Here is a 24,987-nt window from a genome sequence, read left to right as displayed (position 1 = left end):
GGCTACTCCTTAAACCTTTTCGATCTGGACAAGATTGCTGTGCGACGGGTTTCCCTTTGCCAGCGGTGAAGGGCGGTGAGAGGTCAGAATATTGATACTGCCGCCGTGATCGACCCGGTCACCAAACATATCCGCTTTAAGCCACGCACCTTGCCCGATGGCGGTAACGCCAGGCAGAATACGCGGAGTCACTTTTGCGGCAATCAGCATTTCTCCATTATTGTTAAATACCCGCACGGTATCGCCATGACGGATACCGCGTGCCTGAGCATCAATAGGGTTGATCCACACCTCTTGTGGGCAGGCCTGCTGTAACACATCAATATTGCCGTAGCTGGAGTGGGTACGCGCTTTGTAGTGGAAGCCCGTTAACTGCAGTGGATAGGTTTTCCGCAGGGGATCGTCCCAGCCATCAAAACCTGGGGTATACGCAGGAAGGGGATGAATAATTTCATCTTTTTTCAATTCCCAGGTATCCGCAATCGTCGCCAGTCGTTCAGAATAAATTTCGATTTTCCCCGAAGGTGTTTTCAACGGGTTTGCCTGTGGATCTTCACGGAATGCGCGGAAAGCGACGTAGTGTTCTTCCGGGCATTTTTTCTTAAAGATCCCGGTCGTTTTCATCTCCTCGTAGTCGGGCATCTCAGGGTTACGTTCCTTCGTTTTCGCATGGAGATATTTGATCCATTCATGCTGACTGCGACCTTCAGTAAAGGTTTGATAAACGTCTGGTCCTAAGCGTTTGGCAACTTCACTCAGCATCCAGTAGATGGGTTTGCGTTCAAATTTTGCTGAGGTTGCGGGTTGGGCGAGGATCACATAGCCCATATTCCCGGCAGATTCGTGAGAGATAAGGTCTTCTTGCTCTGTTGGCATCAGGTCGGGCAACAGGATATCGCAATACTTAGCCGAGGCAGTCATGAAGTGGTCAATGCCAACAATCATCTCGCACTTGCTGTCATCCTGAAGCACCTCATGGGTGTGATTGATGTCGCCATGTTGATTGATCAATGTGTTACTGGCGTAGCACCATAAAAACTTGATGGGGACATCCAGTTTTTCTTTTCCACGAACACCATCACGGGTCGCGGTCATTTCCGTACCGTGGTCGATGGCATCTGTCCATGTAAAGACGGAAATCTGCGTTTTAACAGGATTCTCAAGCATCGGGAACCATTCTACCCCCAGATCCCAGCTACCTTCGCGTACACCTGAGTTGCCGCCGTTTATGCCGACGTTACCGGTGAGAACGGAAAGCATGGCAATAGCGCGGGACGTTTGTTCGCCGTTGGAGTGTCGTTGTGGCCCCCAACCCTGACAAATATAAGCAGGTTTTGCTGAACCGATCTCTCGTGCCAAATGGATAATTTTTTCTGCCGGTATGCTGGTGATTTTTGCTGCCCATTCCGGCGTTTTAGCTATGCCGTCAGGCCCTTCGCCCAGAATATAGGCTTTATAATGCGCGTTACGTGGTGCGTTGGCGGGCAGCGTTTTTTCATCGTAACCAACACAATATTTGTCGAGAAATGGCTGATCGACCATGTTTTCAGTAATCAGTACCCAGGCAATCGCACAGGCCAGTGCTCCATCGGTGCCAGGGCGAATGGGCAGCCATTCATCTTCACGTCCGGCAGCTGTGTCGTTATAACGTGGATCGATGACGATCATGCGTGCATTTGAACGTTCTCGGGCTTGCTCGACGTAGTAAGTGACACCACCGCCGCTCATCCGAGTTTCTGCCGGGTTATTTCCGAACATAACGACCAGTTTCGTATTGGCGATATCATCCGGGCTGTTGCCATCATTGGCACCGAACATATAACTCATTGCGGCACTGATCTGTGCGGTACTGTAGCTGCCATAGCGACTGAGAAAACCACCGCAAGAGTTCATCAGACGGTACGGGACGTTTGAGTTGGTGATGTTTCCGCCATCTACGCCTGTTCCATAGAGAACATGTACAGCCTCATTGCCGTAATCTTTTAGGATCCGCCGAAGATTATCACTGATGGTATCCAGGGCTTCGTCCCAACTTATCCGTTCAAATTTACCTTCACCGCGCTTGCCGACACGCTTCATGGGATATTTCAACCTATCAGGATGATTCATCCGTCGACGGATAGAGCGTCCGCGTAAACACGCCCGAACCTGATGATTACCGTAGACGTCGTCACCTGTCGTATCAGACTCCACCCAGTACACGGTGTCATCTTTCACATGCAAACGTAACAGACAGCGGCTCCCGCAGTTAACGGTGCAGGAACTCCAGACCGCTTTCTCTTCTACCGGTACCTCTGCCGCTCGGACCATTTGGGAAAATGGCAGAGTGAAAGCACTGCTTGCCAGCGCGAGACTGCCAAGTGCGGAGGTTTTCATCAGACTTCTACGGCTGATTTCAGCCTTCATGAGCGCCTCTGTGGTATGGATTTTCATCATTACTCACTTATTGCTTTTCAAACAAAATGTCATGTCAGAATTTATGGTTGTAGTGGGTTATATTTTTTCGATCTCGACCAGATTAGTGTGCTGCGGGTTTCCCTTCGCCAGTGGTGAAGGGCGCAGAGTGGTTAGCGTATTCACACAGCCGCCATGGTCGATTTTATCGCCAGACATATTGGCCTCGTGCCAGGCTCCCTGGCCCATAGCGCTAACCCCAGGGAGAATGCGTGGTGTCACTTTGGCTGGTAGCCGAACTTCGCCACGATGGTTAAACACCCGCACCATATCGCCGTTGGCAATCCCACGTTTCTGTGCATCTATAGGGTTGATCCACACTTCCTGACGGCAGGCTGCCTTCAGGACATCAATGTTGCCGTAGGTCGAGTGAGTACGGGATTTGTAATGGAAACCAAACAGTTGCAGTGGAAAGGTACTACGTTCAGGGGAGTCCCAGCCTTCAAAGGTTGAGGCATAAACCGGCAGTGGGCTTATCACTTCATCTTTTTCCAGTTCCCAGGTACGGGCAATTTCCGCCAGCTTGCTGGAGTAAATTTCAATCTTACCGGAAGGCGTTTTAAGTGGATTTGCCTCGGGGTCGTCACGAAATGCTTTGTAGGCGACAAAATGACCATTGGGATCTTTACGCTTATAGATACCCATTTTTTTTAATTCGTCGTAAGACGGTAACGCCGGATCTTTGGCAAGCATTTTGGCGTACAGATGTTGTAACCATTGTTCCTGAGTGCGACCTTCAGTGAACTTTTGATAGACTTCAGGTCCAAGACGTTTCGCGACTTCACTCAGGATCCAGTAAATCGGTTTGCGTTCGAATTTTTCGCTGGTGACAGGCTGGAGGAAAATGAGATATCCCATGTTACCGGCGTAGTCGTTAGGAATAATATCTTCCTGCTCAACGGTCATCAGGTCTGGCAGCAGAATGTCGGCATATTTTGCCGATGAGGTCATAAAGTTTTCGATGACCACAATCATTTCGCATTTCGATTCGTCCTGCAGAATTTCATGCGTTTTGTTGATGTCAGAATGCTGATTAACGAGGGTATTTCCCGCGTAGTTCCAGATGAACTTAATGGGCACATCCAGTTTATCTTTGCCCCGGACACCGTCGCGGATTGCCGTCATTTGCGGGCCATGATCGATAGCATCTGTCCAGCTGAAGCAGGAGATTGACGTTTTGACCGGATTATCCAGCACCGGTAGGCGTTCTATGGTAATGGTATAGGTCGATTCACGCGCGCCACTATTTCCGCCGCTGATGCCGACATTGCCCGTCAGAATAGGCAACATCGCAATAGCGCGTGCAGTCAGCTCGCCGTTTGCCTGGCGTTGCGGTCCCCAGCCCTGGCAGATATAAGCGGGTTTTGCTGTGCCAATTTCACGCGCCAGTTTGATGATACGGTCCACCGGGATACCGGTAATTTGCGAAGCCCACTGCGGCGTTTTCGCTGTTTTGTCGTCTCCTTCACCAAGAATATAGGCTTTATAGTGACCATTTTTTGGTGCATCTGCGGGTAAGGTTTTTTCGTCATAGCCGACGCAGTATTTATCGAGAAAAGGTTGATCAACGAGATTTTCGTTAATCAATACCCAGGCAATACCCGCAACCAGCGCGGCATCGGTGCCCGGGCGAATAGGTAGCCATTCGTCTTCACGACCAGCAGCTGTATCGGTATATCGCGGATCGATAACAATCATTTTTGCGTTCGATTTCTCGCGCGCTTTTTCAAGAAGATAAGTGATGCCACCGCCGCTCATGCGGGTTTCTGCCGGGTTGTTACCAAACATCACGACCAGCTTGCTGTTTTCAATATCCGTGGTGCTGTTGCCATCATTACTGCCGTAGGTGTAGGGCATGGCACAGGAAATTTGCGCGGTGCTGTAGGAGCCATACTGGTTGAGTGAACCGCCGTAGCAGTTCATCAGGCGTTTGACCGCCGAGGCGGATGGCGAAGAGCGGGTCATATTGCCGCCAACGATCCCTGAAGAGTACTGAATATATACAGCCTCATTGCCATATTGTTCGACGGTTTTTTTCAGGCTACTGGCGATAGTATCCAGGGCTTCATCCCAGCTAATCCGTTCGAATTTGCCTTCGCCGCGTTTGCCCACGCGTTTCATTGGGTAATTCAAGCGATCGGGATGATTAATACGCCGACGGATGGAGCGACCGCGCAAACAGGCACGTACTTGATGATTGCCATACTCGTCGTTGCCGGTGTTGTCAGTTTCCACCCAGGTCACTTCATTATCTTTAACATGCAGACGAAGTGCACAGCGGCTACCACAGTTGACGGAACAGGCACCCCAGACCACTTTCTCGCTGGCCTGCTGTACCGCTGCCGCTGCACTGCGCAGGGTGAACGGTAAAGAAAAACCGCCTGCAGCCAGCGCCAGAGAACCTATCGCGGTAGATTTAACGAGTGTTCTGCGGCTGATGCCCACCATTTGTTCATTTTTGGACATAACTCACTCCCTGATCTTTATCGTTATATAAAAGTTTATATATTGAATATTTAGCGCGCTAACAATAGAGGGAGTCTACCCATTTTGGGTTAAGAATTATTAATCCATATCAATAGAAGGGTATGAGTAATAAGGTGGGATTATGTTGTATGTTCAAATCGCCGGATGTGTCGTATCCGGCGTTCAGTCGATAATGTGTTACTGCGGTTCGGCAGGCGCGCCATCCTGGGTAGACTGCGCGGGAGCAGAGACGTTACCGCTGGTGGTGCGGGTGTAGAGAATTTTATGCGTATCATTAGCGCAATGCCCGACGACCTGGGAATCAGGCTGATCAACCTGGTCATTGGGTACAATACTTAACGTGAAGCTGCTTTCGGGTACGCCATTATTGATAATGCGCTGTGATATATCGCTCTGTATGCGCTCACAGGATCCCGGCGCGGCGAGTACCGCGGGTGAGGCGAGGGCGAGCAGAAGCGCGGCACAGCAGGTTGAGAGTTTCATCATAAGCTCCTTACGCGAAGATAACTTCTTTAAGCATAGCATTTAACGTGTAAAGTACTGTATTTGCTACTATGATTGAGAATCATCTCTACTCTCTGGTGACTGTTGTGAAATACAAATTACTGCCATGCTTACTCGCGATATTCCTCACAGGATGTGACCGAACAGAGGTAACACTTTCATTTACCCCTGAGATGGCCAGTTTCTCTAATGAATTCGATTTTGATCCGCTGCGTGGTCCGGTAAAAGATTTCACTCAGACATTAATGGATGAGCAAGGTGAAGTGACGAAACGTGTTTCGGGGACTTTGTCGGAAGAAGGCTGTTTTGATTCACTCGAATTACTGGATCTGGAAAATAATACCGTGGTTGCCCTGGTACTGGACGCCAATTATTACCGTGATGCCCAGACACTGGAGAAAAGAGTTCGTTTGCAGGGAAAATGCCAGCTAGCAGAATTACCTTCTGCCGGGGTGAGTTGGGAAACCGATGATAATGGCTTTGTGATTAAAGCCAGCAGCAAACAGATGCAGATGGAATATCGCTATGATGATCAGGGGTATCCGCTGGGTAAAACCACGAAAAGTCACGACAAAACATTATCTGTTAGCGCCACGCCATCAACGGACCCGATCAAAAAATTAGATTACACAGCGGTTACTATACTGAATAATCAAAGAGTTGGTAATGTAAAACAGAGCTGTGAATATGACAGTCACGCCAATCCGGTGGACTGTCAGCTAATCATTGTTGATGAAGGAGTAAAACCCGCCATCGAACGGGTTTACACCATCAAAAATACTATCGATTATTATTAATGCTATTGTGCGGTCGGCTTCAGGAGAGTCTGACCCGGTGTTTTGTGCTCTGCCAGATACTGATGCTGGAATATGCACATGCGAATGGCATTCCGATATTGACCATTAATAAAGAACTCATGCATCAATTCACCTTCAACCGTAAAGCCAAGCTTGCGGTAAATGTGTATCGCTTTTTCATTCTCTTTATCGACGATCAGATACAGCTTATAGAGATTGAGAACGGTGAAGCCATAGTCCATTGCTAATTTTGCGGCACGCGTTGCCAGACCTTTCCCCTGATATTCCGGGGAGATAATTATCTGAAATTCTGCGCGGCGATGAACATGGTTAATTTCCACCAGCTCCACCAGACCGGCTTTTTCGCCGTCACATTCCACCACAAAGCGCCGTTCGCTCTGATCGTGAATATGCTTATCGTACAGATCAGAGAGTTCAACAAAGGCTTCGTAGGGTTCCTCAAACCAGTAACGCATCACACTGGCGTTATTGTCGAGTTGATGTACATAGCGTAAATCTTCACGCTCCAGCGGGCGTAGCTTAACACTGTGGGCGCTTGGCATAACGTGTCCTTACATTCCTTAAATCAATAACAGGTTAGGGGGTAATAACGCGGCCAGTTCGACGGTCCAGGCAGCGCAAAGTATTTGGCTCCCAGTAGGCATTGATGTTGGCGCTTTGCTCACATTTATCGCGGTTATCAAAAGCGGCGTCGGCTTTATCCCACTCTTTTTCAGTGCGTTTATTCACTTTCTGGCGCAGATTGCGCGTGTCATTCCATTGCTCTTTTTCCATAGCGGCGTGCTGGCGGCTTTGCGCACTGTCGCCAGACTCAATCACCAGTTTGTTAGTTTCGGCATGAACAGTTGTGCTCAATGCCAGTGCGCAAGGCAGCAGAAAAGCGAGCAGGCCAATTCGTTTGCTGAGAGTAATTTTCATAATTCATTCCCTGTATGAATGATTAAAGGTGATTCTACACCATCCACTGCGAACGCAAAACGTACCAGGAGGATGTTTATATTGATGATATTATGTCGTCCTATAACTATACATGATGTCAATAAGTGACAAAGATGATTAAAACAACGTTACTATTTTTTGCTACTGCGCTGTGTGAAATTATTGGATGCTTTCTGCCCTGGTTGTGGTTAAAACGAAACGCCAGTATCTGGCTGTTGCTTCCGGCGGGGATTTCTCTGGCACTGTTTGTCTGGTTGTTAACGTTGCATCCTGCGGCGAGTGGGCGTGTTTACGCGGCTTATGGTGGCGTTTATGTCTGCACGGCGTTGATGTGGCTGCGCGTTGTGGATGGCGTGAAACTGAGTCTTTATGACTGGACGGGGGCGTTGATTGCGCTTTGCGGCATGTTGATCATTGTTGCGGGCTGGGGGCGCGCGTAAGGACATAAATCCATTTTATCAATAAGATACAAGGAAGTGTCAGCTGACAAAAGGTATTCTATTTCATCTTTTGTCAACCATTCACGGCGCAAATATACGCCTTTTTTTGTGATCACTCCGGCTTTTTTCGATCTTCATACTTGTATGGTAGTAGCTCAGTTGCGTAGATTTCATGCATCACGACAAGCGATGCAAGGAATCGAACATGAAGATCGTAAAGGCTGAAGTTTTTGTTACCTGTCCGGGGCGTAATTTCGTCACATTAAAAATCACCACTGAGGACGGTATTACGGGCCTTGGGGATGCCACCCTCAATGGACGTGAGCTTTCCGTGGCCTCTTATTTGCAGGATCACCTTTGTCCGCAGCTTATTGGTCGCGATGCACACCGTATCGAAGATATCTGGCAGTTTTTCTATAAAGGTGCTTACTGGCGTCGCGGTCCGGTGACGATGTCGGCCATTTCAGCGGTTGATATGGCGCTGTGGGATATTAAAGCCAAAGCTGCCAACATGCCGCTTTACCAGTTACTCGGCGGCGCGTCTCGTGAAGGGGTGATGGTTTATTGCCATACCACCGGTCACAGTATTGATGAAGCTCTGGATGATTATGCCCGTCATCAGGAGCTGGGATTCAAAGCCATCCGCGTGCAGTGCGGAATCCCTGGTATGAAAACCACCTACGGCATGTCGAAAGGCAAAGGTCTGGCTTATGAACCCGCAACCAAAGGACAGTGGCCGGAAGAGCAGTTGTGGTCGACGGAGAAATACCTCGATTTCATGCCGAAATTGTTTGACGCGGTACGTAACAAGTTTGGTTTTAATGAACATTTGCTGCATGACATGCACCATCGCTTAACGCCTATTGAAGCGGCGCGCTTTGGTAAAAGCATTGAAGATTATCGCATGTTCTGGATGGAAGACCCGACGCCTGCGGAAAACCAGGAATGCTTCCGTCTCATTCGCCAACATACCGTCACACCCATCGCGGTGGGTGAAGTCTTCAACAGCATCTGGGACTGCAAGCAACTGATTGAAGAGCAACTTATCGATTATATCCGCACCACGCTGACCCATGCAGGCGGAATTACCGGTATGCGCCGGATTGCCGATTTTGCTTCGTTGTATCAGGTACGTACTGGCTCACACGGTCCTTCCGATTTGTCACCAGTCTGCATGGCTGCGGCGCTGCACTTTGATCTGTGGGTCCCCAATTTCGGTGTCCAGGAATACATGGGTTATTCCGAACAAATGCTTGAAGTCTTCCCGCACAACTGGACTTTCGATAACGGCTATATGCATCCGGGAGACAAACCGGGTCTTGGCATCGAATTCGATGAAAAGCTGGCGGCGAAATATCCCTATGAACCTGCTTATCTGCCAGTCGCACGTCTGGAAGATGGCACGCTGTGGAACTGGTAAGGAGTAAGATAATGAAAAGCATTTTAATTGAAAAACCGAATCAACTGGCAATTATCGAACGCGAAATACCCACCCCGTCAGCGGGTGAAGTACGAGTAAAAGTGAAACTTGCCGGAATTTGTGGTTCAGATAGCCATATTTATCGTGGGCATAATCCTTTTGCGAAATATCCGCGCGTCATTGGTCATGAATTCTTTGGCGTCATTGATGCAGTGGGTGAAGGCGTGGAAAGCGCCAGAGTCGGTGAACGCGTTGCTGTCGATCCGGTGGTCAGCTGTGGGCATTGCTATCCGTGCTCTATAGGTAAGCCGAACGTTTGTACGACACTGGCTGTATTAGGTGTGCACGCTGACGGTGGTTTCAGTGAATATGCCGTGGTGCCGGCAAAAAATGCGTGGAAAATTCCTGAAGCAGTGGCCGATCAATATGCGGTGATGATCGAACCTTTTACCATTGCGGCTAACGTTACCGGTCATGGTCAACCGACTGAAAATGATACCGTTCTGGTTTACGGTGCCGGTCCAATCGGCCTGACGATCGTTCAGGTATTAAAAGGCGTCTATAACGTTAAGAATGTGATTGTTGCCGATCGCATTGATGAACGACTGGAAAAAGCGAAAGAGAGCGGGGCAGACTGGGCGATTAATAACAGCCAGACACCGCTTGGCGAGATTTTCGCTGAAAAAGGCATAAAGCCGACATTAATTATCGATGCGGCTTGTCATCCTTCAATCCTGAAAGAAGCCGTAACGCTGGCTTCTCCAGCGGCACGTATTGTATTGATGGGCTTCTCCAGTGAACCGTCTGAAGTGATTCAGCAAGGAATTACCGGAAAAGAACTCTCTATTTTCTCTTCACGCTTAAATGCAAATAAATTCCCGGTCGTTATCGACTGGTTAAGTAAAGGGTTAATTAAACCAGAAAAACTAATTACCCATACGTTTGATTTCCAGCATGTTGCTGATGCCATTAGTTTATTTGAACAGGATCAAAAGCATTGCTGCAAAGTCTTACTCACTTTTTCTGAATAATACCAATAACGGCGAGTAAGTAGTACGCATCTTACCTCTTTTTTAGAGATAACCATTATGACAATAGAAAAACACGAAAGAAGCACTAAGGATTTGGTGAAAGCAGCAGTATCGGGATGGCTGGGCACTGCGCTTGAATTTATGGATTTCAAGAGTCATGAGTGTTAACTATTTGATAAATATTAAATTAATTTTTCATTGCTTCGTTATGGGGCATGGTTGGGGCAAACTCGCTTAACTGTGTATTTAACAAAGCTACCTGTGCATTATTGTTTTCAGACATCCATTTTCCGTATACCTGAAATACCATTTGCGCATCTGCATGGCCCATCTGGTTTGCTATAAATGCCGGGTTAGCACCAGCTGTCAGCGACCAGCAGGCATAAGTATGTCTCGACTGATATGATTTTCGATGGCGGAGTCCGGCACGTTTTATCGCTGCGTCCCACATCTGCCTTATTGAGTCAACGGTAAAATGGTCACCATAATTTTTTACTCTCGCTGACACTTCAGGTTGAAAAACAAAGGTGCATTTTTGTTTTTCTGTTCTGCCATACTCTCTGAGGTGAACATCAATGATATGCTCTTTGCTCAGTCTCGTTAATGTCATCTGACTCCGGAGAGCGTCGATTGCTGGCTTAATAAGATGAATGACCCGATTGGTTCCCGCCTGTGTTTTTGGTACCGTGAAACGGTCTTTTGCTAAATTTCTCCTGATCATCATTGTTCCATTTTTCAGATCTATGTCCTCCCATCCAAGTGCACACAGCTCACCAGGGCGAACGCCAGTATAAACAGAAACACACCATAAATTTTTGGCTTGCTGATTTCTGCACGCATCGATAAGACGGATGAATTCCTCCCGCGAAAGAGGATCCGGAATGGTTCTTGATTCCTTTAATGGCGAGATCCCCTTAAACGGGTTATCTACCAGGTAACCGTTATCAACACCAAACTGGAACACGGCGTTAAGATTTGTCATGTAATTATTTACAGTTACAGCCGATCTCCCTGGTTGTGTAACAATATAGTTACTTTTGGGGATCTGGTATCCAGTCAGTAGCTCTTTACGAACCTCCAGTAATTTTTCTTTATTAATCGATGAGGCAAGATTTTTTTCACCGATTATGCTCAGGATATTTTTGATGACGGCACGGTATGTGTTGAGTGATGTTTTTGCGACTTCAGTTTCTTTCAGTGCCAGAAATTTTTCAGCCAGTTCTTTTATGGTTAAATCTTGTCGGGCCTCACCAAATTTTTCCAGATTGCGTGAGGAGGGAAACTGTTTTGCATAGTCGAAAACACCAGTTTTTATTGCGTAACAAACAGAGGCGCGTAGCTCACCTGCAACGCGCCTGTTTTTTGCTGTGTCAGGAACCCCCAGGTTTTCCCTGACTCTTACGCCTTTATAAACAAACCAGATACGTAATTTCCCTCCATGGTTTTCCACGCCTGTCGGATATTTCATTTCAACTTCTCTCATTAGTTAGTGTGGCTTTTAGTCAAGTAAGATGACGTCTTGGTCTTGCTGATGCCTGGCGCTCAATCCAGCGATCAATTTCTTCCAGGTTGTAAAAGCATGGACTGTTATCCCATGGCATACCGTCATGAGCGACATGCTTATATTCCCTTCCTTCCATAAACGATTTTTCCCGGGCCTTTTTTAACGTACCTTTTTTTATTCCTTTCAGCGCAATTAACTGCTCTTCGGATACCCATTTGCCGGGAGAGACAATCATGATTACTTCGCTCATCGATTTCTTTATCTCTTATATTAGGGAAGGTGCGAACAAGTCCCTGATATGAGATCATGTTTGTCATCTGGAGCCATGGAACAGGGTTCATCATGAGTCATCAACTTACCTTCGCCGACAGTGAATTCAGCAGTAAGCGCCGTCAGACCAGAAAAGAGATTTTCTTGTCCCGCATGGAGCAGATTCTGCCATGGCAAAACATGGTGGAAGTCATCGAGCCGTTTTACCCCAAGGCTGGTAATGGCCGGCGACCTTATCCGCTGGAAACCATGCTACGCATTCACTGCATGCAGCATTGGTACAACCTGAGCGATGGCGCGATGGAAGATGCTCTGTACGAAATCGCCTCCATGCGTCTGTTTGCCCGGTTATCCCTGGATAGCGCCTTGCCTGACCGCACCACCATCATGAATTTCCGCCACCTGCTGGAGCAGCATCAACTGGCCCGCCAATTGTTCAAGACCATCAATCGCTGGCTGGCCGAAGCAGGCGTCATGATGACTCAAGGCACCTTGGTCGATGCCACCATCATTGAGGCACCCAGCTCGACCAAGAACAAAGAGCAGCAACGCGATCCGGAGATGCATCAGACCAAGAAAGGCAATCAGTGGCACTTTGGCATGAAGGCCCACATTGGTGTCGATGCCAAGAGTGGCCTGACCCACAGCCTGGTCACCACCGCGGCCAACGAGCATGACCTCAATCAGCTGGGTAATCTGCTGCATGGAGAGGAGCAATTTGTCTCAGCCGATGCCGGCTACCAAGGGGCGCCACAGCGCGAGGAGCTGGCCGAGGTGGATGTGGACTGGCTGATCGCCGAGCGCCCCGGCAAGGTAAGAACCTTGAAACAGCATCCACGCAAGAACAAAACGGCCATCAACATCGAATCCATGAAAGCCAGCATCCGGGCCAAGGTGGAGCACCCATTTCGCATCATCAAGCGACAGTTCGGCTTCGTGAAAGCCAGATACAAGGGGTTGCTGAAAAACGATAACCAACTGGCGATGTTATTCACGCTGGCCAACCTGTTTCGGGCGGACCAAATGATACGTCAGTGGGAGAGATCTCACTAAAAACTGGGGATAACGCCTTAAATGGCGAAGAAACGGTCTAAATAGGCTGATTCAAGGCATTTACGGGAGAAAAAATCGGCTCAAACATGAAGAAATGAAATGACTGAGTCAGCCGAGAAGAATTTCCCCGCTTATTCGCACCTTCCTTAGACGAGCGCCGGTTGCAGAATACCAGTCACAACCGGCGACAGTTGAACATTAAGAATCAGCCTGACTCGGGATCAGTTTTTGCCAGATAACTGAAACGTATTTTGCCTGGTAACGGGCGTCATCAAGTGCATTATGGCGCTCACCTTCGAATTGAATAGCCGTTCTGGCATCGAAGTCTATGGCTTTCCCCAGCTCAACGATTGTGCGTACATCGCGATCGTTGTAGTAACGCCACGGGCAGGGGATCCCCTGCCGTTCGTATGAACGGCGCAAAATCGTGTTGTCGAAGTTGGCTCCATTTCCCCAGACCTGAACAAAAAATTCACCGGAGTTTTCGTCGATAAATTCCCGCAATTGTAACAGTGCATCATCTAACGGGATTTCATCGGTCATAATGGCAGATTGCGCTTCGCGTGATTGCTTAAGCCACCATTTAATGGTGTCCCGATCAATGACTCCGCCAGCAGTTTCCAGATCGATAGTCTTAATAAATTCCGGTCCCATATCTCCGGTTTGCGGATCGAAAAATATTGCACCTATTGAGATGATCGGGGCATCAGGATTTTTTCCCATGGTTTCAAGGTCGATCATTAGATGGTCACACGTCCTGCTGGTGGATGTGATTTCGTGATGACCGTTCACCTTAATTGAGTGATCTGCCGTCTCGCCAGTTTCATTATCGCTATCGTGATGCTGATTGCCGCCAGTGTTCTCCTTGTGTGGATGTTCAGCGCCTTCCATTTTCTCCGGATCATCTTCCTGAACTTCAACCTGATACTCTTCATCGAATGTTTCCTGGTATGTTGCGTCGCCCATTACCGCGCCACAATCAGGGCAGTTGCCGCCGCCGGTCTGACCGCAGGCGGTGCAGACTTTTTCCACTTCCTGTTGCGCCACTGATTCAGGCTGTTTCGTTTCTGGCTCGTTTTGTAACGCATTTGGGCTGTTTTGTTCCGCTTTTTGGTAGTTCCGTTCCGATTCATGCTGGTTCTGGTTCACAGAATCGCGGGTCTGGATCCCCTTAACCCATTTCGGATCATTCGGGTCACTAATCCCTTCAACAAATTCACCACGTGATGCAGCAAGCAACTTATCGGCGTCAGGCTGGATGATATTGGCTGCCTGCATAATTTTGTTTACTTCGTCAGCGGTAACTTTTATCGGCTCTGGTTGTTCTGAATCTTCAGCGGTATCTACATTTTGCGGTAAGCCCGTGTATGTGCCATTTTTTCGGGCAAAATATTCTTCTTTTGTGATTTCAGTGGCGCCAGCAGCCAGTGCCTTATCCAGACCAGAAAGTTTGTTTGCGCGACCGTATTTTTCTCCGTCCTTATCTGCGAAGAGGAAATAGAACGGCCCCTCACGCTCTACAGATGGTTCAGCTTCCGGCGCGGTTTCATTTTTTGGGATATCAGATACCTCAGTTTCCACTGCATCAGTTTGTGTTTCTGATGACTGGAGAACATCAACAGTGCCCAGGTCTGTTTCTTCATTCTCAAACACGCCCTTTGTCGTCAGGTATTCGCAGATATATTTGTTCAGTGCTACGGGATCTTTGTGAATGTCGATCGGACGTTCACGGACAAGGCCAAAAATAGTTTGGCGGTCGTAGCGAAGGGCATCAGGCTGTTTGCGCATTGATGCCGAGATACGCTTCCAGTCTTCGCGGTCGTTATCGATAACTTCATTTTTTGCCCAGCGATGGATGCTGCCGTCAATGTTTCCGGCATCCACATCACCAGGCCAGAGAGCGTAGGCCAGTTCGTCATCCAGTGTTTTCCATGTCTGCTTGTATTCGCGATGAATGGCAGCAATGACCGGGCTGATTTTTCCTGTTGAATTTTCAGTGTACTGTTGATTGGCTCTGGCGCGGGCGAGATCAACAACAGACGTGTATTTTCCGGTTTCCTTGCGTTCACCTTCGCGACGTTTTTTCCAGATGCGCATCTCTGCCTGAATTTCGGGCCATTTGGCACCAGGCTTACATTTATGCTTAACCCACCCGATGGCATGCAGCTTAAGCTCCGGATACATGGCGTTAACTTCTGGCATTTTCATCAACGCTTCAACGATATGTCCGTCGAATGTTGCCATGTCTTCCTGCAACAATTCCTGTGCGCTAATAACCATATCAACGGTGATGTTTTCACATGTGTCGAACTTAACCATGACAGCGTTCTGTACTTCAGGGGCCAGCTTGTCAAAAGTGACGTTCATCGGATCTGATTCAGTCTCAACCGGGACAAAGGAAGCAGACTCCTCATCCCAGCGGTTTTCCTGCATATATTCAGCATCCCATGAATCGAGGGCAGGGCGGGGTATGCCAGGTTTATCCTCGCAGACAATAAATTTATAAGCGCAGTCCTGAGCAGCCGGATAATGTTCCAGGAATTGCCAGTGAAATTTTGCTCGAGCACGGCGTTCGTCGCCAGCTTCAATGGCTGTGGCTACAGCCACAGCGCCTTCTTCCCTTGTTGCCAGTTCGTCAGGAATAGCGGCGCAAATAAAGACTTTACTCATTTTGTTTTAACCTCATGACAGATTTAAGGATGAACAAATCCCTGCCATTGCTGGCATATAAGAATGAAACCGGATATTTATTACGGAACTGTTTTAAAGACCTGCCGGGATTTCGATATTATACTGGTGAATAACTTTATCGACCGGGTAACAGTTACCGGGAATTTTCTGTTCGGTTGCTGCAGTCATACACTCCTGCATTGTCCTGTGAACACTGACTGCAATATCAACTGGCTCTCCGGAAACAAGAAAAACTGTCAGAACAAGCGCAAATGCTGAATTCATTGTGCACATCCTTTTGGCATCAGACGTAAACGAGCCAGCATTGAAACAATGCATATTTTATTTAATAGCTCCCGTTCTTGTTTTCTCTTGTTAATGGCATCTTCAGTAAATACAGGGTTACTGATAGTGACACCAATTTCAAAACAACCTTCAGACGTATTAACGTTTGGTAATAACGTTTTCATTATCGCGTCCTCAACAATGAATTTTGTGATGCAGTGCCTGGTGCCTCCAGGTGACGTTAACCAGTTAACAATTAACGCCGGGTTAGTTGATGCTCGTTACGCCCGTAAAATACCGCCTTACTGCTTTAACTGTTCCGCGTGCGCATAGCCGCATTCACCGCATCACAAAATTCACTTTAAAAAGGGCGGCAGAGCAGTCACGGAGTAAAACTGATACCGCCAAATGTCACCAGAAAATTGATAACAGAGGGCGTTGTAGCGGGGTTGTCACTTAAGCGTATGGTCAACCTGACAACCCGGTGCATTTTCTGGAGCAATGGAGGAAACCCCAGCCATACTTACCGCCGCGCCATTTCGCGGAGTGCCACAACCGGAAGCGCACGGTCGAACTAAATTTAACGACACCGTACAGAGAGACCAATTTCGCCGTGCGCTTTCGCGTTATGCCCTGACTTTTCAGGGACATATCCTTTCAGTAAGCTGTCAGTGCCGGATGCTCACCCGTGTCCGGCGCACGCACTCCACCTGACCCGTGGAGAACTCCTTAATTACCAACCCTCAGGAGGGTGAAATGGATAAAAAGCAAATTGAGGCCCTGCAATCTATTATTGAAGAACAAGATGAAGCTATCAGGATTCTTTCATATCGCACTGATATGATACTAAATATGCTTTCTGCATTAACGGCTGCGCTTGGTGGTACAAAAACAAACGTATACCGCGAAGTTGTTATTCAACAGATAGATAAATTTGAAAAAACCATACCAGGTATTAATGCTCATCTTGCAGAACAAGAGAAAGACTATGCTCTTATGGCAATTTCTTCAGTAGCTCTCCCGAAAGTTGAGTAGTTTTAATTGTTGTTTTGAAATAATCACTGCTTTCACATTTGAGTGATTTCATGGCAATCCAAATGCGGGCCTCTGTGCCTGCATTTGGTTCCAGTTGCTGTAGACGTTTTGCGTCTTCCAAAAGTAAGGCGATAATGTGTTTCAGCTTCTCATCATTTGCTTGATTCTTGTTTTCAGGCGAATTCTGTCCGCCGAATAGGCGCTTCTCTTCATACAGACCTATAAAGGCACGACGCACGTTACCGGATATAGTATCGATGGTTTCCTTTTCTACGGTACTCAGGTCAAGAGTCGCCAGTTGAGAGCGAACCACATTCGATGCCATTTCCTGGAATGGTACTGGTAAATCTTTAAATTCCATCGTCAACCTCATCAGTCAGTGTTTCTGGTTAACCAGCGACGCGCGCCAGCTTCAGTTTTAAACGTTTTGCTTCTGGTATACGTCATCGCGGTGAACGTACCGTCCTGGTTGGGGAACACGCCACATACCAGAGATTCGCTGTTGCCAAGATCGATAGTATCCATGCTGACCTCATTTCCCCTTAACGCCGGGGTAGCGGAACAAAAACCTGCTGCATAGTTATTAAAGTTGAACCCTGCCGTCATGTTCTTACGCCTCGGGCTGGCTACTTAACCCCTGACCACTGCCTGGTAACTCGAAGTATTGCCCTGCATTCTGTGGGGCGGGGTGGGTTGGTATGAAAAGAAGGATACCCATAGGTATTTAAAAAGTAAATACCCATGGGTAAATTTTTGCGGTGTCTTAACTGGTGACTAGTTGTTTGGTGAGCTATGATGCGTTTTGTGCTTTCTTTTTACGGATTTCTTCGTAGATCATATTGTAATACTGTTTTTTCTCTTCAAGAGTTTTTAATAATTTATCCGCTTCACTTTCTGGCAGTTCGTCTAAGAGATCTAAAAAAATACGTTGTCGTGGCGTTAGAACCCTTGTTTCATAACTGGAGGCTGTGTTCGTTGATGATGAAACGATACCATCCATCCATCCCCGGGGTAACCCAAAGGACTCTTCGATAATCTCCACCATATCATCAGCGATCCGTTTTTTTCCCTTTTTCCCCTCTGGGTACAACATTCTTGATACATAAGAAGGCTCGCGCCCGATCTTTCTGGCCACGTTAACCGCTTTACCATCGCATTTCTCATCACGAATTTTGATGAGTTGCTGTCGTCTAAATTCATATTTGTCCATAGGTAAATAATAGATGCGATTACCGCAAGGTAAACAACCTGTGGGTATTGACTTTTGTTTACCTGTGGGTATTCTTTTGCTGTGTTTACTAAGGAGTAGCTATGGAAGAATTAAGAATATTTCTCAATTCTCTTTCGTCAGATGAACAGCGTATGTTTGCATGCGAGTGTGGTACCAGCATCGGTTATCTAAGAAAGGCATTGAGTAAAGGTCAAGTGTTAGGGGCATCGTTATGTGTCCTTATTGAGCGAGCCAGTAATGGTGAAGTTACACGTCAGCAACTAAGGCCTTTTGATTGGATGAATATTTGGCCCGAGCTGGAAGATACCAAAACGTTAACACAACCACTTTCTAGGAGCTTGATTCATGAAAATCAAGCATGAACACATCCGCATGGCGATGAATGCCTGGGCGCGTCCTGATGGCGAAAAAGTTCCAGCAGCTGGAATAACCCAGGCTTATTTTGAGTTGGGTATGACGTTCCCAGAACTGTATGACGACAGCCATCCGGAAGCCCTGGCTCGCAATACCCAGAAAATTTTCCGCTGGGTAGAGAAAGACACCCCTGATGCTGTTGAAAAAATGCAGGCTCTGTTACCGGCGATCGAAAAGGCGATGCCGCCTTTGCTGGTGGCCCGTATGCGCAGCCACAGTTCTGAATATTACCGTGAGATCGTCGAACGGAGGGATCGGCTGGTGAAGGATGTCGATGATTTTGTTGCGTCAGCGGTTGTTTTGTATGACCAGATGAATCGCGGCGGCCCGGCAGGGAATGCTGTGGTGATGCACTAAAAGCACGGTGTTCGGGGGTTTTATGAGCAGCAAGCTTCATGGTCTTGTCTGGGAAGGGTGCGCCTTCACCGGCATGATCTTATCCAGGGTGGCGGTTATGGCCCGTCTTGCAGACTACAGCAATGACGAGGGCGTGTCATGGCCTGCCATTGAAACTATCCGGCGTCAGATCGGTGCAAGAAGTGAATCCACAGTGAAATCGGCTATTGCAGAACTGGCGAAAGAGGGCTGGCTGACGAAGGAAGAGCGTAAGGTCGGTGGGCGTAATGTAAGCAATATCTATCGGCTTAATGTGGAAAAACTCGAAGCAGCTGCGGCGGCGGCGCGTGAGTCATATAAACCGAAAAGAAAAATTAGCCCGGCAAAAAATGACCCGTTAACAGTTGACCCGTCAAATATTGACCCCTCAACGGTTGACCCGTCAAATTTTGATGGATCAACTGTTGATAAAAAACTGCCGATTAGGGGGGCGATGATTGACCCCGATCCGTCAGTATTAAAACCTGATCCGTCAGATAAAAGATCTTCTTGTCCGGACGCTTCGCAACCGGACCCGCAGACGGCTGAACAGGATTTTTTAACCCGACACCCTGACGCGGTTGTGTTCAGTGCGAAAAAACGCCAGTGGGGAAGTCAGGAAGATTTGGTGTGCGCACAGTGGATCTGGGGACGAATCGTGAGTCTTTACGAGCAGGCGGCCAGCTATGATGGCGAGATCACTAGACCGAAAGAACCCAACTGGACAGCATGGGCCAATGACGTTCGCACAATGCGGATGCTGGATGGCAGAACTCACAGACAAATTTGTGAAATGTTTGGGCGTCTCCAGCGGGATTCGTTCTGGGTAAAAAACATCATGAGTCCGGCAAAACTCCGGGAAAAATGGGATGAACTGGTTATCCGCCTGGGGCGTTCGCCTGCGCAGCGTTGCGTGAATCACATTTCTGAACCGGACACTGAAATACCGCCGGGATTCAGGGGGTGACGTGTCATGAAAAACATTGCGGCAGTTGGGGTTCTTGAACGTATTCGCAGACTTGCACCACAGGGGTCGGTTCCACCGTACCGGACGGTGGAGGAGTGGCGGGAATGGCAACTTGCTGAAGGACGAAAACGCAGCGAGGAGATTAACCGCCAGAATCGCCAGTTGCGGGTGGAAAAAATCCTGAATCGTTCGGGCATCCAGCCTCTGCACAGCAAATGCTCGTTTGCAAATTATCAGGTGCAGAACGACGGGCAAAAATACGCGCTGAGCCAGGCCAAATCCATAGCTGACGAACTGATGACCGGGTGCACGAATTTTGTGTTCAGCGGTAAAACCGGCACCGGGAAAAATCACCTTGCAGCGGCGATGGGCAACCGGCTGATGGTGAAGGGGCGCAGCGTGATTATCGTCACCGTGTCTGACGTCATGAGCGTGTTGCATGACAGCTACGACAACGGCAAATCCGGGGAAAAATTTTTACAGGAGCTTTGCGGGGTTGATTTGCTGGTCCTGGATGAAATAGGCGTTCAGCGGGAGACGAAAAACGAGCAGGTGGTATTGCACCAGATAATTGATCGCCGGACAGCATCACTGTGCAGTGTCGGGATGTTAACAAACCTGAATCATGCCGCAATGAGTACGCTTCTTGGTGAGAGGATTATGGACCGCATGACCATGAACGGTGGTCGATGGGTGACGTTTAACTGGGATAGCTGGCGTCCAAATGTCAGCAATATGAGGGTTGTGAAGTAATTTTGTCCGGAGGAAATTTTAATGGAAACCGTATCTGACGCACTGAAAGCACTGAAAAAAGCCTCTTCACATGTGGTGGCAGCTCGCCTTGGAATCAGTCGTGAAGAGGCTGTCAACGAGCTGTGGGAACTCAAAAGAAAAGGCGTCGTTGATAAAACTGGTCACACCTGGTTTCTGGCTGGCGAAGGTGAATCCCGGGTAACCGAAGAGCGGCCAGTAAAATCTGAAGCACAGGATATGCTGACCGGGGAGGTCGAACAAAAAGTTACCGCAGACATGATGATTGAGTTTATCGGTCAGGATGGGGCTAAAACGTGTGAGGAACTGGCGGGTAAGTTCGGTGTCAGTACTCGCAAGGTTGCTTCCACGCTGGCGGTGGTAACCGCAACGGGGCGGCTGGCACGCGTTAATCAGAACGGTAAATTTCGTTACTGCATGCCGGGCGATAATTTACCAGCAGAGCCGAAAGCCGCGCTGGTAACGGAAAGTGATGGTAAGGCCTTTCCTCAGCCAGCAGGTGCTGCGTTACCAGTCCGGGAAGCCGCAACACAGGAAGAAATTAAAACAGAAACTGTGGCGGACATTGTGCAGCCGTTGCCATCGTTTACCGAAACGCAAGCAGATGAGCTGATTTTTCCGTCCCTTCGCAGGGCAAACCTGGCGCTGCGCAGGGCGAAAAGTGATGTTCAGAAGTGGGAGCGAGTCTGCGCCGCGCTGCGGGAGCTGAACAAGCACCGGGATATTGTTCGACAGATTACTGATTCTTCCCGCCGTGTTGTATCGGAAAAGTGATTGCCGGAGGCGCTTATGGCAAAAGTATTTACACAAGAAGAGCGGGAAAAAATTAAAGGGCAGGTTGTTGAACTTGTACGTCTGAGCGGTCGCGAGACGTTGCGGCAACTGGAAGCCAAGACAGGTGCGACAAGATATCTGATGAGTGTTCTCGCCAGAGAGCTGGTTGCCAGTGGCGATGTATACAACTCTGGTTACGGGTTATTCCCGTCTGAACAGGCGCGTAAGGACTGGCAAAATGCTCGCAAAAAACTCTCAAGGGCAAAGGTGAAGAAACCTGCAGTGGTTGATCCGGACCTTATCTGGTCGTTACCAGACGGCGAAATACGCCGCTACGACAGGCGCCTGAATATAATCTGTCGCGAGTGCCGGAAGAGCGAAGCTATGCAGCGTGTACTGGCATTTTATCAAGGAAATGTTAGGTATTTTAGACGTTACTAGATTAAAGAGCATTAGTTCAGATGTGAATTGACATTTTCATGGCGCAGGGTAGAGCCAGCGTGGTTGTCCGCTTTGCGTCAAAACCAGATATTACCAGATTTAGACATATATTCCCGATAGCCCTGCTCTGATGCTACACTCTGTGCTATTTTCATGACCCCAATAAAAATATTTATGACTATTGCTGATTTCAAACGGCCTAAATTGGAGCTCCCAAACGGGGCAAACAAACTACTACTGCACTCTTGCTGTGCTCCATGTTCCGGTGAAGTGATGGAGGCGCTTCAGGCCTCGGGAATCGACTACACCATCTTTTTCTACAACCCGAACATTCATCCTCAGAAAGAGTATTTAATTCGTAAGGATGAAAATATTCGCTTTGCTGAACAACACGGCGTGCCGTTTATCGATGCTGATTACGACACCGACAACTGGTTTGAACGTGCCAAAGGAATGGAATGGGAGCCTGAGAGGGGGATCCGTTGTACCATGTGTTTTGACATGCGTTTTGAGCGGACAGCGTTGTACGCTGCTGAAAATGGTTTCAGTGTGATCAGCAGTTCACTGGGCATTTCACGCTGGAAAAATATGCAGCAGGTTAACGAGTGTGGGCGGCGAGCTGTTGCGCATTATCCGGGTATGGTGTACTGGGATTATAACTGGCGCAAGCAGGGCGGCTCGTCCCGTATGATTGAAATCAGCAAGCGCGAAAAATTCTATCAGCAGGAATATTGTGGCTGTGTGTATTCTCTGCGCGATACCAATCTACACCGCAAATCTCAGGGACGCCCTCTTATCAAAATTGGCCAACTCCACTACGGAAAAGAAGAGAAGGAGTGATTTTATGGATCACCTTTCTGATTGATTTCATATTGGCGAGGTAACGGTAGTTAAGTAGAATGGCTGCGGGTGCTTGAGGCTATCTGCCTCGGGCATGAACACCAAAGGCAGATAGAGAAAAGCCCCAGTTAACATTACGCGTCCTGCAAGACGCTTAACATTAATCTGAGGCCAATTTCATGCTAGACACATGTAGGTTAGCCTCTTACGAGCCGAAAGGCAAGGAGAAGCAGGCTATGAAGCAGCAAAAGGCGATGTTAATCGCCCTGATCGTCATCTGTTTAACCGTCATAGTGACGGCACTGGTAACGAGGAAAGACCTCTGCGAGGTACGAATCCGAACCGGCCAGACGGAGGTCGCTGTCTTCACAGCTTACGAACCTGAGGAGTAAGAGACCCGGCGAGGGAGAAATCCCTCGCCACCTCTGATGTGGCAGGCATCCTCAACGCACCCGCACTTAACCCGCTTCGGCGGGTTTTTGTTTTTATTTTCAACGCGTTTGAAGATCTGGACGGTGCCGGAATAGAATCAAAAATACTTAAGTAGCGCGCAGGGATAAGAGGGATGGTCCCTTAAAGGGGAGAGCTAATTATCCGGAAGGATTCTGATGATGAACATCGAAGAACTGCGTAAAATTTTTTGTGAAGATGGCCTCTATGCTGTGTGCGTTGAAAATGGAAATCTTGTTAGTCATTACCGCATTATGTGTTTGCGAAAGAATGGGGCTGCGTTAATTAATTTTGTGGATGCTCGGGTCACGGACGGATTTATCTTGCGCGAAGGTGAGTTTGTCACTTCATTACAGGCATTGAAAGAGATCGGAATAAAAGCTGGCTTTTCTGCTTTTGCAGAAGAATAAACTCATCTACAATCTTGCGCGGGGCTGAACTCCCGCTGAGTAACACCGTGCCACCGGAGAAAACCGATGGCACGCAACGTAAAATATTACAATTCTGATAATTCGCCCGTTCTTGCCTGCACGCACGGGCGGTATTCTCACGCATTCAAGTCTGAATGGTTCCAGCACCCTCCATGCACTGCAGAACAGGCCGAATGGCTGATTCATTCTTACCGCAGGCGCGGGTTCGAGGTTAAGAAAGCTCTCAGTCTCGACTATCGGCACTGGATAATCTCTGTCAGGCTGCCTTATTCCGAACGCCCACCACGTGCGTCCCGCACTTTCCAGCAACGGATCTGGAGGTAACGTGCGGGTATTACTTAGACCTGTTCTGGTGCCTGAGCTTGGGCTGGTGGTCCTTAAGCCGGGCCGTGAATCCATACAGATATTTCATAATCCTCGAGTGCTGGTGGAACCGGAACCAAAAAGCATGCGAAATCTGCCATCCGGAGTCGTTCCTGCCGTTCGCCAGCCGCTGGCAGAAGACAAAACATTGCTGCCGTTTTTTAGTAACGAACGGGTGATTCGTGCTACTGGCGGCGTTGGCGCATTGTCTGACTGGCTATTACGTCATGTTACATCCTGCCAGTGGCCTAATGGCGATTACCATCACACTGAAACAGTCATTCACCGTTATGGTACCGGCGCAATGGTGTTGTGCTGGCACTGCGACAACCAACTGCGTGACCAGACATCGGAATCACTGGAGCTGCTTGCTCAACAAAATCTGACAGCATGGGTGATTGACGTCATCCGTCACGCAATAAGCGGTACGCAGGAGCGGGAATTATCTTTGGCTGAATTATCCTGGTGGGCGGTCTGCAATCAGGTGGTGGATGCACTACCTGAGGCTGTATCGCGTCGTTCGCTGGGATTACCAGCGGAAAAAATCTGCTCGGTGTACCGCGAAAGCGACATCGTACAGGGAGAGCAGACCGCCACCAGCATATTGAAACAACGCACAGAAAATCTTGCACCGTTGCCTTACGCCCACCAGCAACAAAAACCACCACAGGAAAAGACGGTGGTAAGCATCACCGTTGATCCAGAGTCTCCGGAATCTTTCATGAAGCTGCCTAAACGTCGCCGCTGGGTTAAGGAGAAATACACTCGTTGGGTTAAGACACAGCCGTGTGCTTGCTGCGGTATGCCAGCCGACGATCCGCATCATCTGATTGGTCACGGGCAGGGCGGAATGGGAACAAAAGCACATGATCTCTTTGTGTTGCCTTTGTGCAGAAAGCATCACAACGAGCTGCATACGGATACAGTGGCATTTGAAGAGAAGTATGGCTCCCAACTGGAGCTGATATTTCGTTTTATCGATCGCGCGCTGGCAACTGGCGTACTGGCGTAAGTGGAGAA

General features: G+C 48.4%; 30 protein-coding genes. 17 read left to right on the top strand and 13 right to left on the bottom strand.

Features of this window, described 5'->3' with window-relative positions:
- Positions 1–9: 9 nt before the first annotated feature.
- The 3 genes from ynfF to G434_RS21180 all read right to left on the bottom strand — a co-directional run bounded on the left by ynfF (position 10) and on the right by G434_RS21180 (position 5,424).
- Entirely contained in the window at positions 10–2,433 is a 2,424-nt protein-coding gene (gene ynfF / locus G434_RS21170; RefSeq protein WP_012602795.1) for a selenate/tellurate reductase subunit YnfF, read from the bottom strand.
- Positions 2,434–2,493: 60 nt separating this feature from the next.
- Positions 2,494–4,920 carry a selenate/tellurate reductase subunit YnfE gene (gene ynfE / locus G434_RS21175; RefSeq protein WP_000041650.1) on the bottom strand — a complete coding sequence of 809 codons (2,427 nt, stop codon included), beginning with the start codon at positions 4,918–4,920 and terminating at the stop codon, positions 2,494–2,496.
- Between the two features lie 198 nt (positions 4,921–5,118).
- Complete coding sequence (locus G434_RS21180) at positions 5,119–5,424, bottom strand: DUF1161 domain-containing protein (RefSeq protein WP_001295396.1); 306 nt, start codon at positions 5,422–5,424, stop codon at positions 5,119–5,121.
- Positions 5,425–5,531: 107 nt separating this feature from the next.
- Between G434_RS21180 and G434_RS21185 the strand changes: the two genes are divergently transcribed.
- Positions 5,532–6,242, top strand: coding sequence for a YnfC family lipoprotein (locus G434_RS21185; RefSeq protein WP_001309527.1), 711 nt, complete (start codon positions 5,532–5,534; stop codon positions 6,240–6,242).
- Between the two features lie 2 nt (positions 6,243–6,244).
- Here G434_RS21185 and speG read toward each other — a convergent pair whose 3' ends face one another.
- Both speG and G434_RS21195 read right to left on the bottom strand, forming a co-directional pair.
- On the bottom strand, positions 6,245–6,805 hold the full coding sequence (gene speG / locus G434_RS21190; protein WP_001138584.1) for a spermidine N1-acetyltransferase: 561 nt from the start codon (positions 6,803–6,805) through the stop codon (positions 6,245–6,247).
- A 34-nt stretch (positions 6,806–6,839) separates the two neighbouring features.
- Positions 6,840–7,181 carry a DUF1283 family protein gene (locus tag G434_RS21195; protein WP_000705197.1) on the bottom strand — a complete coding sequence of 114 codons (342 nt, stop codon included), beginning with the start codon at positions 7,179–7,181 and terminating at the stop codon, positions 6,840–6,842.
- 134 nt (positions 7,182–7,315) lie between these two features.
- On the opposite strand from G434_RS21195, the gene G434_RS21200 reads away from it, so the two are divergent.
- From G434_RS21200 to G434_RS21210, 3 genes are all read left to right on the top strand, one after another.
- Entirely contained in the window at positions 7,316–7,642 is a 327-nt protein-coding gene (locus G434_RS21200; protein ID WP_001306081.1) for a YnfA family protein, read from the top strand.
- 205 nt (positions 7,643–7,847) lie between these two features.
- The gene (gene rspA / locus G434_RS21205; RefSeq protein WP_001295394.1) at positions 7,848–9,062 is read left to right on the top strand and encodes a starvation-sensing protein RspA; all 1,215 of its coding nucleotides are present in this window, start codon (positions 7,848–7,850) and stop codon (positions 9,060–9,062) included.
- A gap of 11 nt (positions 9,063–9,073) precedes the next feature.
- Positions 9,074–10,093: a Zn-dependent oxidoreductase gene (locus tag G434_RS21210; protein ID WP_000836037.1), complete on the top strand. Its 1,020-nt coding sequence runs from the start codon at positions 9,074–9,076 to the stop codon at positions 10,091–10,093.
- A gap of 187 nt (positions 10,094–10,280) precedes the next feature.
- On the opposite strand, the gene G434_RS21215 is transcribed toward G434_RS21210, so the two are convergent.
- Positions 10,281–11,561 carry a tyrosine-type recombinase/integrase gene (locus G434_RS21215; protein WP_000876984.1) on the bottom strand — a complete coding sequence of 427 codons (1,281 nt, stop codon included), beginning with the start codon at positions 11,559–11,561 and terminating at the stop codon, positions 10,281–10,283.
- A gap of 34 nt (positions 11,562–11,595) precedes the next feature.
- Positions 11,596–11,847 (bottom strand): excisionase family protein, encoded by a 252-nt coding sequence (locus tag G434_RS21220; protein WP_000005552.1) that lies wholly within the window; start codon positions 11,845–11,847, stop codon positions 11,596–11,598.
- Between the two features lie 92 nt (positions 11,848–11,939).
- On the opposite strand from G434_RS21220, the gene G434_RS21225 reads away from it, so the two are divergent.
- Complete coding sequence (locus G434_RS21225; protein ID WP_000019400.1) at positions 11,940–12,920, top strand: IS5-like element IS5 family transposase; 981 nt, start codon at positions 11,940–11,942, stop codon at positions 12,918–12,920.
- A gap of 198 nt (positions 12,921–13,118) precedes the next feature.
- Here the strand turns inward: G434_RS21225 and G434_RS21230 are convergent, their stop codons facing one another.
- The 3 genes from G434_RS21230 to dicB all read right to left on the bottom strand — a co-directional run bounded on the left by G434_RS21230 (position 13,119) and on the right by dicB (position 16,060).
- Entirely contained in the window at positions 13,119–15,590 is a 2,472-nt protein-coding gene (locus tag G434_RS21230) for a 3'-5' exonuclease (RefSeq protein ID WP_016249730.1), read from the bottom strand.
- A gap of 93 nt (positions 15,591–15,683) precedes the next feature.
- Positions 15,684–15,875, bottom strand: a complete 192-nt coding sequence (ydfD, locus tag G434_RS21235) for a lysis protein YdfD (RefSeq protein ID WP_001083276.1) — start codon at positions 15,873–15,875, stop codon at positions 15,684–15,686.
- Positions 15,872–16,060 (bottom strand): cell division inhibition protein DicB, encoded by a 189-nt coding sequence (dicB, locus tag G434_RS21240; protein WP_000854559.1) that lies wholly within the window; start codon positions 16,058–16,060, stop codon positions 15,872–15,874. The genes ydfD and dicB overlap by 4 nt, the downstream gene beginning before the upstream one ends.
- A gap of 571 nt (positions 16,061–16,631) precedes the next feature.
- Between dicB and G434_RS21245 the strand changes: the two genes are divergently transcribed.
- Positions 16,632–16,910, top strand: coding sequence for a hypothetical protein (locus G434_RS21245; protein ID WP_016239000.1), 279 nt, complete (start codon positions 16,632–16,634; stop codon positions 16,908–16,910).
- Here G434_RS21245 and G434_RS21250 read toward each other — a convergent pair.
- From G434_RS21250 to G434_RS21260, 3 genes are all read right to left on the bottom strand, one after another.
- Positions 16,870–17,271, bottom strand: coding sequence for a hypothetical protein (locus G434_RS21250; protein ID WP_001339605.1), 402 nt, complete (start codon positions 17,269–17,271; stop codon positions 16,870–16,872). The genes G434_RS21245 and G434_RS21250 overlap by 41 nt on opposite strands.
- A gap of 11 nt (positions 17,272–17,282) precedes the next feature.
- Positions 17,283–17,435, bottom strand: coding sequence for a DUF1391 family protein (locus tag G434_RS21255; protein ID WP_001725971.1), 153 nt, complete (start codon positions 17,433–17,435; stop codon positions 17,283–17,285).
- A 265-nt stretch (positions 17,436–17,700) separates the two neighbouring features.
- Positions 17,701–18,120 carry a hypothetical protein gene (locus G434_RS21260; protein ID WP_000362153.1) on the bottom strand — a complete coding sequence of 140 codons (420 nt, stop codon included), beginning with the start codon at positions 18,118–18,120 and terminating at the stop codon, positions 17,701–17,703.
- Positions 18,121–18,221: 101 nt separating this feature from the next.
- On the opposite strand from G434_RS21260, the gene G434_RS21265 reads away from it, so the two are divergent.
- The 11 genes from G434_RS21265 to G434_RS21310 all read left to right on the top strand — a co-directional run bounded on the left by G434_RS21265 (position 18,222) and on the right by G434_RS21310 (position 24,979).
- Complete coding sequence (locus G434_RS21265) at positions 18,222–18,503, top strand: transcriptional regulator (protein WP_000391950.1); 282 nt, start codon at positions 18,222–18,224, stop codon at positions 18,501–18,503.
- Positions 18,487–18,912, top strand: a complete 426-nt coding sequence (locus tag G434_RS21270; protein WP_000693888.1) for a toxin YdaT family protein — start codon at positions 18,487–18,489, stop codon at positions 18,910–18,912. Before G434_RS21265 ends, G434_RS21270 begins: the two co-directional genes overlap by 17 nt.
- 22 nt (positions 18,913–18,934) lie before the next feature.
- Entirely contained in the window at positions 18,935–19,897 is a 963-nt protein-coding gene (locus tag G434_RS21275) for a helix-turn-helix domain-containing protein (protein ID WP_000095673.1), read from the top strand.
- Positions 19,898–19,903: 6 nt separating this feature from the next.
- The gene (locus tag G434_RS21280; RefSeq protein ID WP_000788950.1) at positions 19,904–20,650 is read left to right on the top strand and encodes an ATP-binding protein; all 747 of its coding nucleotides are present in this window, start codon (positions 19,904–19,906) and stop codon (positions 20,648–20,650) included.
- Positions 20,651–20,671: 21 nt separating this feature from the next.
- Positions 20,672–21,442 (top strand): DUF1627 domain-containing protein, encoded by a 771-nt coding sequence (locus tag G434_RS21285; RefSeq protein ID WP_000450998.1) that lies wholly within the window; start codon positions 20,672–20,674, stop codon positions 21,440–21,442.
- Positions 21,443–21,457: 15 nt separating this feature from the next.
- Positions 21,458–21,883 carry a DUF977 family protein gene (locus G434_RS21290; RefSeq protein ID WP_001151161.1) on the top strand — a complete coding sequence of 142 codons (426 nt, stop codon included), beginning with the start codon at positions 21,458–21,460 and terminating at the stop codon, positions 21,881–21,883.
- Positions 21,884–22,057: 174 nt separating this feature from the next.
- The gene (locus G434_RS21295) at positions 22,058–22,723 is read left to right on the top strand and encodes an epoxyqueuosine reductase QueH (protein WP_000150294.1); all 666 of its coding nucleotides are present in this window, start codon (positions 22,058–22,060) and stop codon (positions 22,721–22,723) included.
- A gap of 236 nt (positions 22,724–22,959) precedes the next feature.
- Positions 22,960–23,115, top strand: a complete 156-nt coding sequence (hokD, locus tag G434_RS21300) for a type I toxin-antitoxin system toxin HokD (protein WP_000813254.1) — start codon at positions 22,960–22,962, stop codon at positions 23,113–23,115.
- Positions 23,116–23,331: 216 nt separating this feature from the next.
- Positions 23,332–23,583: a protein Rem gene (gene rem / locus G434_RS21305; RefSeq protein WP_000980991.1), complete on the top strand. Its 252-nt coding sequence runs from the start codon at positions 23,332–23,334 to the stop codon at positions 23,581–23,583.
- 66 nt (positions 23,584–23,649) lie between these two features.
- Positions 23,650–23,928, top strand: a complete 279-nt coding sequence (locus G434_RS0124795; RefSeq protein ID WP_001309521.1) for a hypothetical protein — start codon at positions 23,650–23,652, stop codon at positions 23,926–23,928.
- Position 23,929: 1 nt separating this feature from the next.
- Entirely contained in the window at positions 23,930–24,979 is a 1,050-nt protein-coding gene (locus G434_RS21310; RefSeq protein ID WP_001513304.1) for a DUF968 domain-containing protein, read from the top strand.
- Positions 24,980–24,987: the final 8 nt, after the last annotated feature.

Origin of the sequence: Escherichia sp. KTE172, assembly GCF_000408845.1 — a bacterium.
In the GTDB taxonomy this organism is placed as follows: domain Bacteria; phylum Pseudomonadota; class Gammaproteobacteria; order Enterobacterales; family Enterobacteriaceae; genus Escherichia; species Escherichia coli.
This window is presented reverse-complemented; position numbering and strand designations above follow the sequence as displayed.